At 50.1% G+C, this 16,945-nt stretch carries 19 protein-coding genes; 11 read left to right on the top strand and 8 right to left on the bottom strand.

Translation table 11 applies throughout. The annotated features are described in order from the left end of the window. Window positions 1-6 precede the first annotated feature (6 nt). Both U2W12_RS03565 and U2W12_RS03560 read left to right on the top strand, forming a co-directional pair. On the top strand, window positions 7-510 hold the full coding sequence (locus U2W12_RS03565; protein WP_326499295.1) for a hypothetical protein: 504 nt from the start codon (window positions 7-9) through the stop codon (window positions 508-510). Window positions 511-560: 50 nt separating this feature from the next. Then, a complete protein-coding gene (locus tag U2W12_RS03560) occupies window positions 561-1,325 on the top strand; it encodes a hypothetical protein (RefSeq protein ID WP_326499294.1) in 765 nt (254 codons plus the stop codon). Between the two features lie 249 nt (window positions 1,326-1,574). Here U2W12_RS03560 and U2W12_RS03555 read toward each other — a convergent pair whose 3' ends face one another. Both U2W12_RS03555 and U2W12_RS03550 read right to left on the bottom strand, forming a co-directional pair. Continuing rightward, window positions 1,575-2,966, bottom strand: a complete 1,392-nt coding sequence (locus tag U2W12_RS03555) for a hypothetical protein (protein WP_326499293.1) — start codon at window positions 2,964-2,966, stop codon at window positions 1,575-1,577. 88 nt (window positions 2,967-3,054) lie between these two features. Then, complete coding sequence (locus U2W12_RS03550; protein ID WP_326499292.1) at window positions 3,055-3,939, bottom strand: metallophosphoesterase; 885 nt, start codon at window positions 3,937-3,939, stop codon at window positions 3,055-3,057. 265 nt (window positions 3,940-4,204) lie between these two features. Between U2W12_RS03550 and U2W12_RS03545 the strand changes: the two genes are divergently transcribed. After that, window positions 4,205-5,224, top strand: coding sequence for a WYL domain-containing protein (locus U2W12_RS03545; RefSeq protein ID WP_326499291.1), 1,020 nt, complete (start codon window positions 4,205-4,207; stop codon window positions 5,222-5,224). Between the two features lie 13 nt (window positions 5,225-5,237). Here the strand turns inward: U2W12_RS03545 and U2W12_RS03540 are convergent, their stop codons facing one another. Beyond that, on the bottom strand, window positions 5,238-5,936 hold the full coding sequence (locus U2W12_RS03540) for a 2OG-Fe(II) oxygenase (RefSeq protein ID WP_326499290.1): 699 nt from the start codon (window positions 5,934-5,936) through the stop codon (window positions 5,238-5,240). Window positions 5,937-6,014: 78 nt separating this feature from the next. Beyond that, window positions 6,015-6,770: an NAD-dependent deacylase gene (locus U2W12_RS03535; protein ID WP_326499289.1), complete on the bottom strand. Its 756-nt coding sequence runs from the start codon at window positions 6,768-6,770 to the stop codon at window positions 6,015-6,017. Window positions 6,771-6,949: 179 nt separating this feature from the next. Between U2W12_RS03535 and yfbR the strand changes: the two genes are divergently transcribed. Beyond that, the gene (gene yfbR, locus U2W12_RS03530; protein ID WP_326499288.1) at window positions 6,950-7,555 is read left to right on the top strand and encodes a 5'-deoxynucleotidase; all 606 of its coding nucleotides are present in this window, start codon (window positions 6,950-6,952) and stop codon (window positions 7,553-7,555) included. 69 nt (window positions 7,556-7,624) lie between these two features. Here yfbR and U2W12_RS03525 read toward each other — a convergent pair whose 3' ends face one another. Continuing rightward, the gene (locus tag U2W12_RS03525; RefSeq protein WP_326499287.1) at window positions 7,625-8,239 is read right to left on the bottom strand and encodes an NADAR family protein; all 615 of its coding nucleotides are present in this window, start codon (window positions 8,237-8,239) and stop codon (window positions 7,625-7,627) included. A 284-nt stretch (window positions 8,240-8,523) separates the two neighbouring features. Between U2W12_RS03525 and U2W12_RS03520 the strand changes: the two genes are divergently transcribed. From U2W12_RS03520 to U2W12_RS03505, 4 genes are all read left to right on the top strand, one after another. Beyond that, window positions 8,524-9,120, top strand: a complete 597-nt coding sequence (locus U2W12_RS03520; protein WP_326499286.1) for a hypothetical protein — start codon at window positions 8,524-8,526, stop codon at window positions 9,118-9,120. Beyond that, the gene (locus tag U2W12_RS03515; protein ID WP_326499285.1) at window positions 9,047-10,168 is read left to right on the top strand and encodes a hypothetical protein; all 1,122 of its coding nucleotides are present in this window, start codon (window positions 9,047-9,049) and stop codon (window positions 10,166-10,168) included. The genes U2W12_RS03520 and U2W12_RS03515 overlap by 74 nt, the downstream gene beginning before the upstream one ends. 47 nt (window positions 10,169-10,215) lie before the next feature. Next, on the top strand, window positions 10,216-10,515 hold the full coding sequence (locus U2W12_RS03510; protein ID WP_326499284.1) for a cytoplasmic protein: 300 nt from the start codon (window positions 10,216-10,218) through the stop codon (window positions 10,513-10,515). 120 nt (window positions 10,516-10,635) lie between these two features. Beyond that, a complete protein-coding gene (locus U2W12_RS03505; protein ID WP_326499283.1) occupies window positions 10,636-11,124 on the top strand; it encodes a hypothetical protein in 489 nt (162 codons plus the stop codon). Window positions 11,125-11,218: 94 nt separating this feature from the next. Here U2W12_RS03505 and U2W12_RS03500 read toward each other — a convergent pair whose 3' ends face one another. After that, window positions 11,219-11,650 carry a nitroreductase family protein gene (locus U2W12_RS03500; protein WP_326499282.1) on the bottom strand — a complete coding sequence of 144 codons (432 nt, stop codon included), beginning with the start codon at window positions 11,648-11,650 and terminating at the stop codon, window positions 11,219-11,221. 796 nt (window positions 11,651-12,446) lie between these two features. Continuing rightward, window positions 12,447-12,923, bottom strand: coding sequence for a hypothetical protein (locus U2W12_RS03495; protein ID WP_326499281.1), 477 nt, complete (start codon window positions 12,921-12,923; stop codon window positions 12,447-12,449). A 273-nt stretch (window positions 12,924-13,196) separates the two neighbouring features. Between U2W12_RS03495 and U2W12_RS03490 the strand changes: the two genes are divergently transcribed. Then, window positions 13,197-13,700, top strand: coding sequence for a hypothetical protein (locus tag U2W12_RS03490; RefSeq protein ID WP_326499280.1), 504 nt, complete (start codon window positions 13,197-13,199; stop codon window positions 13,698-13,700). A 39-nt stretch (window positions 13,701-13,739) separates the two neighbouring features. Then, a complete protein-coding gene (locus U2W12_RS03485; protein ID WP_326499279.1) occupies window positions 13,740-14,078 on the top strand; it encodes a hypothetical protein in 339 nt (112 codons plus the stop codon). Here the strand turns inward: U2W12_RS03485 and U2W12_RS03480 are convergent. Beyond that, window positions 14,016-16,148, bottom strand: coding sequence for a recombinase family protein (locus tag U2W12_RS03480; RefSeq protein WP_326499278.1), 2,133 nt, complete (start codon window positions 16,146-16,148; stop codon window positions 14,016-14,018). The two genes, U2W12_RS03485 and U2W12_RS03480, sit on opposite strands and share 63 nt — an antisense overlap. A gap of 340 nt (window positions 16,149-16,488) precedes the next feature. Between U2W12_RS03480 and U2W12_RS03475 the strand changes: the two genes are divergently transcribed. Continuing rightward, entirely contained in the window at window positions 16,489-16,755 is a 267-nt protein-coding gene (locus tag U2W12_RS03475; RefSeq protein ID WP_326499277.1) for a hypothetical protein, read from the top strand. Window positions 16,756-16,945: the final 190 nt, after the last annotated feature.

The following is a 16,945-nucleotide window of genomic DNA, read 5'->3' as shown; positions in this document are numbered from 1 at the left end:
CTTGGCATGAATCCCGACGACGAAAATCTGAACAACAGCTCTGCCGAGAAGAAGCCCTTTTTTACCCCTGCCGAAAAGCAAAGACTGGAGCAATCCTTGCTTGCCAATCTAAAAGCCCATCATGCCGAGTTGGCAAGCTTGCTGGCATCGATCAGAGATCACGCTTACGAGGACACGGTTTACCGTTTCTACTCCGGGTCGGCTAGACTCTATCAACATGCGCCGCAGCGAACCGGCGAAATCGTCAAGGCATTGCGACGGCTTGCTCCGCCCGGCACCACGATTTGTACCTTATTCGAGGAAATCTGTCAGGTTGGCGGCCATGAAAAGCCGTTTGCGCTGGAATATAACTCGAACTGGGGCTTGCACGGCCGGCCGTTTGTCGAAGCTTTTTTTCACGCGCATTACTTCCTGGAAATGGCGGTTAAATACGGAAAGACCCTAGACGAACCTCCGGCTTATCTGCCCTCGGGTTGGGCGGCGTTGTTGTGTTTGTATGACATCCGTTAATCATTGCGAATATCTGTTTTATCAACATCTAATTTTTCTAAGTGAACACCATGATTGAACAAATCCCTTGCATGACGCCACCCGAATGGCTGATGAATTTAACGGCCGGCGCCATCGTAAACAATCCATTCCCGCTCAATGAGGTGCTGCAAGACTCGTTGTATTATCCAGGCGCTGGAACGGACGGCAAGCCGGTACGATGGTTGGCCGGCAATGTCTATTCGTTCGTTTACACAGACTACATGGTGAGCCGACCGCGATTTTTGCATGCCTTGAACAACGTGCATTCTGGTTTTAGAGGCTATCGCGTTTTGGGCTTGCGTGACATGACCATGAAAGAGTTGATACCCAACGGTTGGGTTCCCCAACCGCCCAACGTTTTCGATGGTAATCCGAATGAAGGGCGCGAGCATTTTGCAGAACCGTTCGGAATTTGGGGCATCATGGAACGCTTGCCCGACTATCCCGCCGAACATGGACCAGAACGTTTCAGTCTGCTTTATCTCTGCGGCGAGGGCGTAGCCAGCTACCAAGCGCTTTACAACAGCAACCGGCTTAAACCCAAAATTCTGTTTTTGATTCAGCATGGTTTTGGCGGCAACTGGACCAACTTCGAGAACCCGGATGGCATCTTTGCGCAATCGGTGGCAGCCAATCCGGTCGGCATGCCGGATTGGTTGGTTGGGCGCTACCGTAGGAACTATGAAGGTAGCCGAGAATCGTATTGGCCTAAATATTATCCAGGCCAATTTCTATATTGGTTGGGTGGAGGGCATGATTTTGCGGTTTGGGCGCTGGGAAACCAGCAGCTATAAAACATAAAAGATAAAGCACTATGCATGCGGGACTGGGTTTGCAACCTCGTCTCTACGTTTTGATGATGCCAATCAATTAAGGTCTACGTTAATACCTTGCAAAGGTCCAAAAAAATCACCCGAGCCTGTGGAGGAATTAGGCGCTTAGATAGCATTCTTCAAACCCCGCCGTCCGGCTTTGCTACGCTCTTAATCCGCATTTAGGTCGTCGTTAGTGGAAGCAATATTTTCGCAAACAAAATTTTCATACTATGCAGAAAGAACCATCCGTAGATCATCGATTGTGGGTGGCGGGGCTGTCTGTAGCCGAAAATGGATACCATTCATCGCCCCGTTCCACTGAAATATACCATAGTGCATGAGGATCGGGCCCAATTGCGAAGCGGCTTGTGCCTGAGCTACCAGTCTTGCTGGTAACGGTTCAATTATCTTATTGCATGATACGTAACTAATAAAACTGCCAAGCCCATCTCGTTCGGTTCTATGTGTTAAATGCGCGACGTTATTTGCTAGCGGAAACCAGTCAAAACCAAATTCATCGTATAGACGATGTAGTAAACTGAATATTTCAGCAGTGGAAAATACGTCAAGGTTTGGCTGTCCTCGGTCAATAAGAATCGCGTCCTTTTCAATTTCGAACACCCAACAAAACGGTCTAGCTTGGCCTCCAAGTGTTGCCAAACGATTCCAGTTTGCTCTACATACTTCGTCTTGCTCGATTGCATCAGGAGGATTAGCTTCAGTCTCTTCAATTTCTGGTAATTCGATGTCAATCGGCAAAATTTTTTGCCCTAAGTCATATCCCCACATAAATAAAGCTGCTTCGAGTGCACGTAAATCATTGCTGCCTTGTTGGTGAAATACAGTATTGTTTGATCGCGTTAAACACTCTCTAAGAATCCAACTAGCCCGCATGTTCCATTGAGCATACCGTTTAACATTTCCATTCATGTTTGGAAAGATCAGGGTGTTATTGCTTGGGTTACGGGATTTTCTAATCCTAGGGTTTTCCCCTTCCTTTGGCGGCATACAAGGAAAGGCAAGCTCTTTTGGTACAGATGCTCTACCAGCTTGCTTGCACCATGCAGCAACTAACCAAGCTAACGACGCGGCAACACGGCTATCGTAAATAATGAAATTGGGCACGATCAATGAATATACTTTGGTCATTCCCGCGTTGAAGCGCCGAATTGGATTCATAACTGCGGGATCTTCGTCATTACCCGATAAGATATTCCTAACATTGTCAACCTCTCTGGCAAGACCAACAACATTGGTTTTAAGCCAATCAACATTGCCATTTGTTACGCCGCCCCACATCATGACCGCGCATGCCCATTCGCAAATAACCTGATCGTTTGCCGGATTAGGAGGGAGATTTGCTTGAAGGCCAGAGGCAAGAGTTACAAAACACCTCGCGCTATCTATAAAGGCGCTGCCTGTATGAATTTGCCCCGTGGGATCGCTGAAATTAAAACGCCAAGCGTATTGATTAAAGGCATCTGCTAAGCCTTGGAAAGTTATCTTTGTGTTGTTTGGCAATGTGTAGGAATGTATCAAGTTATTTTGCTTGATTTCCAAGGAAAGCCAATCAATAAAATCATTGACATCAGGACGGCTTAAATATGTATTTTTGAGCATTACTTTCCCCCTATGTAATTAACAATGCTATGAAACGAAAGTCCATGTTGATTTGGATTCTATGTTGTTGGAGTGCTGAACAAGCAGTTTATCGACCAGCAGCATGACCAGCATGCTCACCCCAAACCAATTCTTCAGACTGATAAGACGCCGAAACCCAACACTCCATCTTAACATCGAAAATCGTCAGACCGTATTCTTCATCCACTTCATTATAGAAATCCGGATCCTCCGATATAAACGCTCCGGTATCCAAACACAGATGCGATAACACTTGGCGGGGCCTGGCGGCATAGGTATGCCCGCAAAATGTTCTGGAAAGGCCGGGCTGAATCTTGGCGTAGTCCATAGCCACCCGTTGGCTGAGCATCAACGTTCGCCCCCAAAGCAGCCTGTCTTCTACCTTGGGCGGAACGGTTTGTTCTTCGAGCCAACAATCCAGGTCGCTATCCAGCCAGACGATGTGTTTGTCTGAGCGGTAATTGGGCTTGACCAGTTCGGCATGAATGACATGAAAACGGTTTTTTCCGTCTCCCACGACCCAGATCAACGGAAGTTCCAGAATCATGGCCATGCCGCGATTGAATTCGTCGGACATGGTACATTGGTCGGCCTGAAAATAGTCTTTGACCCAGTTGCCCCCGTAGTCTAAAAAGCCGGTTCCCTGGTTGTCTGTTAAAGCATCGATACTGCCGCTGCGTAAGTAGGACAGGAAGAAATCCAGCATCATGATTTCGTGATTGCCCAGCACGGCATAAAACCAGGGTTCTGCCAGCAATTGCAGGCAACGCAACGATTCCGGTCCGCGGTCGATCAAATCGCCGACCGAGAACAGCCGGTCTCGGCTCTTGTCGAAATGCACCGCGTCCAGCAAGCGTTCGAGCAGGCGGTAACAGCCGTGCAAATCGCCTACGACATAATCTTTACCCTGTACGTTTGCGGGGAGTTTTCGGATTGGCGCATGGTTTTGCATAAGACTCCTTCGTGCTGTTGATTCGGTGTTGGCTTGCCGATGCGAAAGCATCGTCTGTCGCATGCATTGGCATGGCATTTCGAACCGATATTTCCGGTTGAAAAAGTGATGATAGATGGCTAAGGCGACATTTTGTGTCGTCTTGAAATACTTTCATTGCACGACATTTTTTATGCAGGTCCGATCCCAGCTGAATTTTAGACTATTGACGACATAATATGTCGTCAATAAAATAGCGATACTTTTGGCGAGTGGAGATTAAGAGATGAGTCCGCAAATGGTTCGGCTGCTGCAAATCCTTGCTATATTGCCTCGTTATCCAGAAAACATTACGACCGAGAGAATCAAGAAAACTTTTGAATATCAAGAGATAAAAATCAGCATGCGGCAGATTCAGCGGGATATGCTCACTTTGGAAGCGGCTTTCCCTGACAAAATAGGCAGTCAAAAATGCCGTGACAGAACCGTCCGTTGGTATTGGCTGAAAGACGCGCCCTCTATCCGTATTGCCGGACTAACCATCAGCCAGGCGTTGTCGCTGAAATTGCTGGAAAAATTTTTGACACCGCTTTTTCCAAAAGCGACACTGGATGATTTGGAGTTGTTTTTCGAGGAAGCCGGCTTTAAGCTTCAGGAAGTTAGCGAAACGCCGCTGGCAGAGTGGCCCAAGAAAATAGCGATCGTGCAGCCAACGCAGCCGCTATTGATGCCGGAAGTGTTGCCGGAAGTACAGGGTATCGTCAGTGAAGCTTTGTTGAAAGACCGGCAATTGCGTGTCCATTACCGGCATTCCAATGGCGAGTTGGGTGATTATGATCTGAATCCGTTAGGCCTAGTGTTGCGCAACGGCAGCATTTATCTGATCGCCAGCAAGGTCGGTACAAAAGTCCCCAGCATTTTCGCCTTGCATCGCATCCAACGCATAGAACCACTCGATGACCCGGCCGTTCGCCCTACCGGTTTCGATTTGCAGCAATTTATCGACACAGGGCGCATGGGCTTCAACTTTTCCGGCGAGGTGTCGTACCAACCGATCAAACTGGTCGCGATCTTCGATCCGATTACCACCAACCATCTGTCCGAATCGCGTTTATCCGAAGATCAGGTCATCGACCGGTTTGAAGACGGGAGTTCCAAGATTACCGCCACAGTGCAGGACACCGAACAGTTGTTTTGGTGGCTGCAAAGTTTCGGCGCACGGGTGGAAGTGTTGGAACCCGAAAGTCTTCGTAAAAAGATGGCCGACTCGGTGCGGGTGTTGGCGAAAAAATACCAGATCGATTAAGTTGGGCTCAGTGTCACAGCGCATCATGAAAGATGATGCCCAAGGTATATCGTTCTCCGGAGCGAATACGGCTGACGCCATGACGCATGTTGACCCGGTAAACGCCGCGCCCTCCTTTGACAGGCCGATGCCGCACCGGAAAAATAACGCCATCGCCTTGTTGCAAAGGCACGACTTCAACCCGTGACTGCATACGCGGCCTTTGCTCGGTCAGCACAAACTCGCCGCCGGTAAAATCGTTTGCGGGGGCGGACAATAACACGGCAACCTGCAACGGAAACACATGCTCGCCATATATATCCTGGTGCAGGCAATTGTAATCGCCGGGTTGATAACGAAGCAGCAGCGGCGTCGGCTTGTGTTGTCCGGCTTGGCGGCAGCGTTCGATGAAGTCTGCATGCTGTTCCGGAAAACGAGTATCAATTTTCATTGCGGTATTCCAGATATTGGCAATCGGGGCCAAGCCGCGGTACATGTCTGTCCGTAAACAGGCGACAGTCTCCGGCAGCGGATAGTTGAAGTATTGATATTCGCCGCGCCCAAACCCATGTTTTGCCATCGTGATACGGCTACGAAACCGTTCCGGGTCGATATACCAACCGGCAATCGTTCGGCACTCCTCCGGGGATACCAGGTGTTTGATCACGGCATAGCCCATTTCATCGAGGGATTGACTCATCGGTTCCCAGTTAAAAGCATTGAAGTTTTGCATCGTCGATTTCCGTCATAGGGTCGATAAAGAAAAAATGTCGTTAGCCTTTCGCATTCGCGCGGCTGATCCGATACGGCATCACAAGGCTACCGCATCCACTAATCCAGGCAAAATTTCGCCGGCTTTGCCTTGGATGTTATAGCGCGCCACGGCGTTCAAGGGCGTTTGATCAGGATTGATCTGAACTACCACGGCGCCATGACGCGCCGCATCGATCGGCAATTGCGCGGCCGGCCAAACGAGGGCGGAAGTGCCGATCGACAACAACACATCGCAAGCTTTCGCGGCGAGTTCCGCACGCCTCCACTCCGCCTCGGGCAATGACTCGCCAAACCAAACCACACCGGGACGAATGTAGTCGTTGCAATGCGGACATCGCGACGGCGGCAAGCGTCGTCCCGCGGCAGGCTCCTGTGGAATTGCTTCCGGAAACGCGTAGGGACTGGCGCAAGCAAAACAACGCGGTTGATGCAGACTGCCGTGCAAACGAATCACGTTAGGGCTGCCGGCGCGTTCGTGCAGGTCGTCGACGTTTTGAGTGATCAAGGTCAATTGCTCGACCTGTTCGGCGAATTGGACAATGGCATAGTGCGCGGGATTCGGCCGGGCGCCAAGGACCTGCGCGCGTCGCCATTCGTACCAGCCCCAGACTAACTCCGGGTCCGACTGAAACCCCTGAGGGCTGGCTAATTGGGTGGCATCAAAGTTTTCCCACAATCCGGTCTGCGCATCACGGAAAGTCGGAATGCCGCTTTCGGCGGATACGCCAGCGCCAGTCAATACCACGATATGACGTGCTATTTTTATAGCAGTAATTAATTCTTCGGCAAACATGATGGGAGTTCTCCTGAATGTGAGCTGTTTTGTGCTGTGCAATGAAGTATATATGCTCATAGCGACAGAATGTGACACTAATAACCACCTTTAGCCGAGGTACTCCTGGTTGCCTCATACGACATAGACTGTCGTGCCTGATCGTTATGATGGCTGCTCTTACCATGCCGAGAACGAATATGAACAACTCCGCCTTTTTTGCTTATTTAACCCGTCTTCGCTGGATCACACGCTGGGGCTTGATGCGCAATGCCAACCCGGAAAATGTGATGGAACACAGTTGGGAGGTGGCCGTCATTGCGCATACGTTGGCCTTGATCAAAAATCGCTATTTCGGCGGTCAGGTTGATGCCAACGCGGTGACCACGGCGGCGCTGTATCACGATGTGACCGAAGTGATTACCGGTGATTTGCCGACACCGATCAAATACCACTCGACTGCCATCCAGCAAGCCTATAAAGCCATCGAGCAGCAAGCCGCCCAGGCGTTGTTGAAACTGTTGCCGGAGGACTTGCAGACTGATTTTCAACCGTTATTCTCCCCGCAGGATGCGGCCTCAGCCGAGCGTGACGCATTGATCAAAATGGCCGACAAAATCTCGGCCTATCTTAAATGCAAGGCGGAATTACAGGCTGGAAATCAGGAATACAGCAGCGCTGCCGAAGAATTATTGAAAAAAATCCAGAACTCGCCATTGCCGGAAGTCGATTATTTCATGAAGGTGTTTGCACCGGCTTGCGGATTGACCTTGGATCAACTGATGAAACCGGATGCGGTCGGCTAATCGCTGTCCTATTGATCTCAATTGATGATCGCTTGGTGACAGAGGATCGTTCGCGCCCCACGGGCAGGCTCAGGCCGCTTTTCTGACGTCTCGACTCACTGACGCTATGGGCTGGCCGAGCAGCAGAAACTGTTCGATCGCGAGCGGCTCGACAGTCCGTAATGCCTGTCTGGACTCTTCCGAGCCATGTCGGTATTCATCCCGAAGCGCCATCAGCAGCTTGCCCAACACATTTTGCCCTCTCAGCGTTCCGCTACCCGTCAGCAGCGCTCCCCAGAAAGGATCCTTATGAGAATGCTCGACGATCGCCCTGTCGCCAGTACTCTCCAGCAAATTGCCAAAGCCAACCCAGTTTTGCGCCAATTTTACCCAGATGCACCAGCGCATGATGTCGATTCTGACCGCATCCCAGTCGGCGCGCGTCTGAGACCGGTAATGTTTACTTATCATTTTCGAAACCATGCCGCTTGGCGGTTTGATGATTTCAAGCTGGGCATTGATCAAATGCGGGAAGCGGAAGGCCTGATACAGGGCTTCGGTATTATGCATTTGGATACCGTTGACCCTCACCTTGTATGCATTGGACATATTGGAAAAACCGCCAAACTCCTCTTTGACTTTTTTGAAGACGCAGGATTCGTGCAACGGGTATTCGGAAACTGCTAACAGCGCTTGTTCATTCATAAATCACCTCGACAGTTTGTGAATCCGCCCAGCGGCGGGACCATCAAATTATCAGGGGTGGTAGCGACAGATCACGTCGGAGAAAGTGGCGCTCATGCACGCGCTGCCGTGATTTCAGGGTTTTGTTGATCGTTTTTTAGGTCGAGATGGTTTTATTGTTCGACGACATGATTTGGCGCCATAGAGGCGTAAAGTTGCGTTCTTACCAATCAATGTCTCTCTGGTTAAGCGCATTATGCCGTGCAGTGAGGACCCTACGATCAACATCTATCGAGGAACTTGTGATGACTAAATATCTGCTATTGCTGTGGCTGATGCCACTACCCCTTTATGCGATGGAAATACCGGGTCCGGAAGGCGTCAGCATAGAAGTGAGTGACGATGCGCCGCATCATTTCATCCGCCTTCTCGCGATTGGCGAATCGGATTTGCTGATCGGCGATCGTAAAGATGTGCAGCGCGCGACCAAAATCGCCACCTTGAAGGCTAAGGCGGCGATCGCCCGCTATTTGGGTGAGGCTGTCAAAACCGAAGAGGTGGTCGAGCAGATCAGCGAATCCGCCCAGCAATCGTATGGTAAAACCGCCATCGTTTCTCGCCATGACGCCGAAAAACTGGTTGAAACGATTCGTAACTCCTCGGCGGAATTCATGAAAGGCATCATCGTGCTCGAACAAAATGTCGATCAAGCAGCAAAACGGGTGATTGTGACGGTAGGAACTGATCACAAAACCCAGCGCACTGCCGACCTGGTCAAGGAAGCCTTTACTCGGAATTCCGGCTATCGCCCGTTACTCTCGACCTTGGATGGTGAAGAAATACAATCCGAACCCGTGGCGCAAGAAATCCGGCGGAGCAAGCATTATGATGAATTTTTCTAAGTTTTGGTTAACGCTCCTATTGCCGGTTTTCGGATTGTCCTGCGCTGCAAAACCGGTGGTAAAGCAGGAAGTGATCGCCCGTGGCGTGGGAACGAATTTGCATGAAGCGAAAAATGATGCCATTCGCCAGGGAATTCAATATGTCGCCGGCAGCTATGTGACTTCTGACATTGAAGCCGAAGGTGAAATCATCATCAAGGATACCTTGACTGATTATTCAGGGGCTATTGTCGATCGTTTTGAAATTCTGAATCAAACACGCCGTGCCGATGGCTTATACGAAATTCAGGCCCGTCTCCACATCGCTGGCGATGCAGTTCGCCAGCGCAATCGGTCTGGAATCAGCGAACCCGGTCTAGTCGATGGTCAAAGTCTGCATGCAGAAGTGTCGAGCCGACTCAAACGTAAAGCCGACAGCAAACGGTTATGGGAAGATTTGTTGAGCGGTTTTCCCGAACGCGCCTTCCGCTATGCAATTGTCAATCCTAGCATTTCTACGGTCCCGAACGATACTCGGCAGGCTAGCTTAAACTTCTATTCACAGGTCATCTGGAGGGCCGATTTTCTTGATGAATTCAGCGCCGTATTAAAAGCGACGGGGAGGCCTGTCAGAGCGGCAAAAAATGGATCATCCATTATTCTGGCAGGTGACGAGCCGAATTATGAACAATCGGGGATTTGTTTGATGAACGACTTCAGAAACCAGTCTCCATGGCAAGAGGTCAATTGTTACATCATCGATGTACCGAGCAAATCCATGGAGAAATGGCTTTGTATCCATACAGGCGTGACAATGGATTTCACTATGCAGGGGTTCGATGCTGGGGCCTTATCTTTTGCAAAAAATTCATGGGGTGATTTAACGCCTTTCCTCGGCACGGAGCATGGTCGGTTTGCATTGATATTTGTGTTTTATCTGGTAGATGAGGAGAGGGTCAAGGAAAAGGATGTTTACAATAAACTCGTTTCGGCATCATGGTCGGTCAAAGTTCCGACAGATGTGTTGTCCGAAATCAAAAATATCAGTGCTCAGGCAAAATGCTCTTAGGCAAATGCCGCGGGTATTCCGTTTAACCAAGCTGTTTTACTCACGTCATGAATTGGCAAGACGAGCACACAAAGCGCATTGCTCTGATTCCTGAGAACTTTCGCAAGGCTCACGGACATTCATCCAACCATCGGCAAGAGATTGAAGGCAGCAGCATCTGCGGATGTTTTTATTGTTGTAAAACATTTCGACCGGATGAAATAACAGAATGGGTTGACGAAAATGATCAAGGCATTGGTCAGTGCGCTTTATGTCCAAATTGCGGAATAGACAGTGTGATTGGATCGCTTTCTGGATTTTCGATCGACGAAGCTTTTCTGAAAGACATGAACCGATACTGGTTTTGACGCCATGAAACCTTACCAGGCCATCAACTCAGACAGTGAAATGCAAGGCGCATACCTCGCGACACCTCACCGGGTATGGCGAACGTTCGTTCGACAGTTTGAGGCATCAAAATATAGACAATGACCGAACCTCGAAATCATCACTACTTCTTCGCACACCGTTTTCTACCGCAGGTTGCCTTTGAGAATCCAGCAAGATTTTTCGACTGCCTCGTTGCCGACGGCAATGATTTTCTCCTGTGGCTTTGGGAGCAATGTGCCGCGTATCTCGAGCAGTCGGAACATCTTGCACCGGATGGGCTGTCGTTCGCACTGGAGCGCTTAAAAGACGACACGGTGGCGGCACTGATCGAGATGCCGCCACCAACCGGTGTGGCGGAAACGTACTTTGTTGCCGTAGCATACCAGCCAGAGCGACAGCGGCTCCAACAAACACGGCTGGGTAAAACACGGTACTTTACCCTTGAGTTCAGCGAGGCCTTTGATGGAAGAGCGAGAACTGTACTTGGCGAGTGGACTTCGGATGGGAATCATGCGAATTTCGGCGATGGTCCAATGGCAGCAAGAGAAGCCTTTTTAAACGATGTTATAAGGCTACTGGAAAAATAACTATGGTTGATGCCGAACTCGTGATTGTACCGGAGCCTGTGCAACAAGTGGTTTACATGCAGTCGCAGTTAAAATCTCGTCTTGGTGCCGCGCTTCAGTTCCCTGTGTTGGTCTTGGCATAACCAACTGTCTGTGACAATAAGACTTGCTGATCGTGGGTTAGACCCAGCGCGTCAGCGATTGCGGCTCGGTCGATCCAAGCGCGAATTACTGTGCACAGGTCGCTGCTCGCGGAGAATAAATAAACGTTTTGTGAAATGGCCCCTGCAGCCACTGAGGCATAGGACTCGCGCTGCGCCACAGGCACCATGCCCATGCGCGAGTGATCAGCCACGTAAACTAGGTCCAGCGGCGCCTCGTCGACAAAGTCCTGGTACCCAGTCACACGCCGAAGATCGCTTGCAACCACCAAATGCAATGCATGCATTTCAGCGTCGTAAAGATAAGCCCCCGCCGGGAGCGCCACATAAACATCGATCTCCTGTGCATTCAGTGCCGAGGGAGCAGTGCGCCCACCAGACACCATAGGCTGCCCAAAGCAGGTCTGAGAGCAGCGGCAACGGCAAAGCGTCTGGTGCGAACTCACGCGATGAGTGGCGTTTCGCCAGCGTTTCCATGAGCGACAGCCCTCCCTGTTTCTGAGGGGGAGGCAGAACGATCGATGTTTCCGAGTCTCCCCTTACAGGTTTAGGCCGCAACTGTCCCATCATTCCGAGTACAAGTTTGATCAAGGTGCTCATTGTCTTTGCTCCATTTCCGCAAAACTTACATCATTCACACTTGGTATGCGCTTCATCTGCCGCGCCAAGGCTGCGCCCACCAGAGTACCGTGGATTCATCTTGGCACCGACGTTGCGACATAGGAGACGGCTCAATGCGGTGCGCAGTCGCAACAGGTGCCCAAGCACGATACCACGGGGCAAGCGCGGCGACGAAAGGCTAGAGCGCGGTAGGGGTTGCCTGCAAGCGACCGACAGTCTGGCCGACGTGATGGTGTTGCAGACCGCATCACGGCCCTGAAGCGACGAACGGCTCCGGAGGGCATGACTCGGATGGGTAGGGGCAACTCTGCCCATTCACTCCTCACTCACCAGAAAGCATATAGGGATTTAAAGAGAATCTTATATATCTATTTACTATGAAGTAGGAAAATAAATATGCTTGCTATGGCAGAGATAATTGCTTTTTTCGTGATCGGCTTCTTGCTGGCGGCGCTGACTCATTCAGCATTTTCTTTGCTGAAAGACATCAGCAGTTGGCTTTGTATTCGGAGGGTGCTTCGCACTTTTCGTAAGGCCGGCCACTCCATGCCTTTGTCGGCGTTACGCGCTGACTTGGCTTTTCCGCTTTTTGTCTTTGGCCCTGTGGCGCTTCTCCACGGTTGCCAGGTTTGAATCATTTGTGATTGGCGCGCTCTGCGCTCGGGTGTCCAGCCGTTGGCCATTCTCTTGCTCCAATAGTTCGTTTTCCAGATTTGCTGCCGGGATGTCTTCGGTGGTTCTATTATTGACCTGGACGGCCTGACCGATATTAGTTTGGCGCACCAAGGTGACAGCTGGCGGGTTTTTGATGGCTGAGAGGGCGTCCAAAGTTTGGCAACACTGCCGCTGGGCTTGCAGGGCCAGTTTGAGGACGGTGGCCTGCATGTCCAGACCTGGAGCTTGTAAGGCTTTGACGGCCAGACTATTGAATAGCGAGTCCAAAACCATGGCCTGGGCCGCCAGTGTTTCTTCTGCACGAGACATATCGCCTTTTTGGGTGCGGCTGACTTGTTCTCCCAATTCGCTGACCAATTCCATCAACTCAAGTTTACCGAGCACATGATTGAAATTGCTGATGGTATGGGCGGCAAGGAAGGCAGGACGCGTGGCGGCTTGTGTTACTAATGTTTCCCGACTGGGAGGTTCTGTAAGAGATTCGGAACGGTCATCGTTCTTATCTATTGATTTTCCATCACAGGGCTCTGTACACGACAAAAACAGCTAACCCATTGAATAAAAAGGGTTGTAAATAGAGGGCTTGAAAGTCCATCGCCAATCGGTTTCACTCTATGCGACCAAGCAGGAGATGAAATGGAATTGAGCGATGGACTGAGAGTGATTCTAAAAGGACATTTGGGCTGGGGCAAGTGCCGATTGGATTGTTTTGCCGGCATGCTGTTGGCTTTAGTGCGGTTGAAACGCATGAATCTGACGCAACTGGCGATAGCGTTTACCAGTCAGGCCGACCCGAAATCCCGCTATCGGCGGTTACAGCGATTTTTTCGGGAAGTTGTGTTTGATTATGATGCGATTGCGAGCCTAATCATGCAGCTGTTTGATTTTCAGGAGAAGTCGTACTACCTGACGCTGGATCGAACCAACTGGAAATGGGGCGAAAAGAACCTCAACATTCTGACCTTGGGTATCGTCTACCAAGGCGCGGCGATTCCGGTGTATTGGTTGGTGCTGAACAAACAGGGCAACTCCAGCCAGCGGGAACGCATCGCTTTGCTGCAACGATTTATCGGCCGGTTTGGGCGCCGGGGTATTTTGGGCATCCTGGGCGACCGCGAGTTTATTGGCGATCACTGGTGACAATGGTTAAGCGACCAGGACATCCCTTATCTGATCCGGATGAAGGAAAACCAGTTGCTGACGGCGCGCCAAGGTCAGGAGCGTCCTGTGCGTTCGTTATTCGCGGACTTGGCGGTGGGCAAAAGTCGTTCACTGAGAAAAAGGCGCCGCATCGGTCAGCAATGGGTATGGCTCAGCGGCATGAAGCTGGACAGTGGCGAACTGCTGATTTTAGCAGGCAACCACCGTTTCCCGCAGCCACTGGAAGTCTATGGCTTGCGTTGGAAAATCGAAATAGACCAGCCATATTGCCTCCATAAGTGTGTTTTTAGAAAATTATTGGATCGGTTCCGCAACTGGTTTTATCCAGGTACGATTAATCGTTCGCAATTTGCGTAATCGCTCCAATTCGTACTGATTCGCAGTGATGACCCAAAAGGATCGAGCATCCACTTTTACCTGCCGGGCATTTACATGGCCCTTTTTTATCCAAGAATAAAGCGTCGGTTCCGGCATTTGCAAGTGGTTAGCCAACTCTTTCAAAGTCCACTCATCGGCTTCCCTTGAAATAACCGCCGTATGTTGTTGTTTTTGGGTTCCAATACGAATTCCTTGTCGGTTCAGCAAGCAACGCACCATGGGGGCGTTAAAGGTTTGTCGCCGTTTTGGCGGTTTCCAACCTTCTATGTTTAATTTTTCAGCGATTTGGGAGGGGGCACAGTCTTGGGATTGGAGCTCTTTTACCCGATTCATCAGGGTTTGATAGCCTGCCATTTGCTCTAATTTGGCGACAGGCCGGTCTAGCCGTGTCTTTGTTATGTGTCCGCCATACCAGTGAATTTCGGCCTGCACTTTTTCTGTGTTATCAATAACGGTCACTAAAATGCGTTCGATGAGTTGGCGTACTATCGTTTGGCGATCCATTGCCGATGTGGTTTCCGCTTTCCACAGGGTTGGAATATCCTGCGCTAAATGTTGGATGGCAAGCCGTTCCTCCTTCGACAAAACGGCAGGTTGTTCAAGTAAATAGTGTTCGTATTGCGCTTTAAGTTCTAACTCGGTATTCATGGTTTCTTCCCATTTTCGCTCAAGTGTTCTCGCCACCAGGCGATTTTCAGGCTCAACCGCATTGTATTGGCGAGCGGCCCGCTCGGTGTCGATATGTGCCCGCTCTAAACGCTGTAACCAATACTTTTGTTGTTTTTGACGTTCTACGGCTTGATCTTCGGCTGCCGCCATGCTGATTTCGAGCGCGGCGGGTTGTAAGGCTTTGAAAATCTGTACAGTGACGTAGTCATCCAAGGTTAATCCGGATAAGGATTGGCAAGCCGCTTCTCCATAATCAATCTTCATTCGATCACAACTGTAACGGTATTGACCCTTCTGGCTACTGTAATGCGGCGCCATACGCAATCCGCAACGCCCGCAGATCAGCAATCCCGATAAGAGAGCCGCCCCTTTACGCGCCACACCCAATGATTGAGCCGTATTGGCTTGCAATTGCCGAACGTTACGTTCATATTGCGACCAACTGATATAGGCAGGATGATGGTCTTTAATCAAAACCTCCCAGTCATTGATCCCCGCTACCGTTCGCCCCGTTGAGGGACGACCGGGAATCTTTTTACGAGGATCGGTCGGACGGCGTCCGTAGGCATAAGCGCCGGCATAGATGGGGTTGTGTAATAAATTACTGAGTGTCACCCGATTAGGGCGACGCCAAACCAGATCGCCTTTATTGAGACCACCGAGCATTCGATGCGGCATCTGAATTTGTTGTGATACCAGTTCAAGCAACACGCCATTAATCGTTCTTTTTCTTTCGAACAGCTCGAACACGCGTCCAATTGCACTTTGGGCTTGTTCGTCCGGATCTTTAACGATTAGGCCGGATAATTGCCGAACGAAACCCATCGCGACAGGCATGCCTAATTCGCCACGACGCGCTTTGGCTCGCTTACCCTCAAGCATGCGCTGTTTAAGTATGTGCAGTTCGGCTTCAGACATGGTTCCCTTGAGTCCTAATAACAGGCGGTCATTGTAAAGGCCGGGGTCATAAATACCGTCCATATCACCGATAAGTGTACTGAAAATGGCGCAGACTTCCAGTAATTGATACCAATCGCGTGATGATCTGGAGAGTCGAGACATCTCCAGACCCAAAACCAAACCCACATGATCAAGGCCCACTTCAGCAACAAGCCGCTGAAAGCCTTGCCGACCGGCCATTGTGCTGCCGGAACAGCCCAGATCATCATCAATAACTTCGATGTCGCTCCGTGGCCAACCTAATAAAACGGCTTTATCTGCCAGACCATATTGCAGCCTTGTCGATTCTTGATGCCGTTGGACTTGCTGCAGTGTCGACTGACGAATGTAGATGATGGCTTTTCGCTTGAGGTGTTGCGTTTTGATCTTTCCGCTGTGATCCAGTTGATTAATCGTGCGATTGGGTAAGACTGCATTCATGACAGCCCCCTTTCGATTGAGTTTGTTTCGTCAATTGGCGCTGAACCAGTTCGGCTACCAAATTGATCAGATGGATTTTTTGAGGATGGGGAAGACTCTGCCAGAGGCTGGAATTGGGATTCGCATTCACTTGGCTTGAGTTTTTGACCATGTGCTTGGCTCCATCGGACCAGTGACATGAGTGCATCTTTTTGAATTATTGGTGGAATTTCCTCGTTTGTCAAGAATTCGTTTATAGGTGTTTTTATAATGGGAAATCGAGCATCTGTTCCAATGTCTGAAAGGTCGAGGCTTTCATCTGGAAGAGACACGGCTGACCCGCTACTTTCGGATCAAGAAGGTGATGGCGTTATTGGCCTTGGCCTTTTGTTGGGCGCATAAGACGGGAGAATGGAAACATCAGGCGGTCAGACCCTTGAAAATAAAAAAGCACGGCCGGCCGGAGCAAAGTTTGTTCCGCTATGGCCTGGATTATCTGACCAATAGCCTGTTACAGGGGCTCCAGAAAATGGAAGAGAGGTTCAGGCTGTTGCTGCTGTTTTTATGCCCGCCTGAAATGGTCATGGTCAGCGGGCAGAATCCAGAAATCGTGGCTCTCAAAATATGATTGAGAGCCGGAATTTTAAATTTTTGTCGTGTACAGAGATCACAGGGTTTAAACCACCGGCTTTAGCCGGTTAGCTTTAGCTTCAATTCTTTCAAAAGCTTGTTGCTAAAAAAAATTGTTGAAAGTTGCATGCAGCGTGTCATGTAGGGTTTGGAAATATGGAATCGGCCTTCGTTCCTCGATATCAGAT

The organism is Methylomicrobium sp. Wu6, from assembly GCF_035916875.1.
Lineage (GTDB): Bacteria > Pseudomonadota > Gammaproteobacteria > Methylococcales > Methylomonadaceae > Methylomicrobium.
This window is presented reverse-complemented; position numbering and strand designations above follow the sequence as displayed.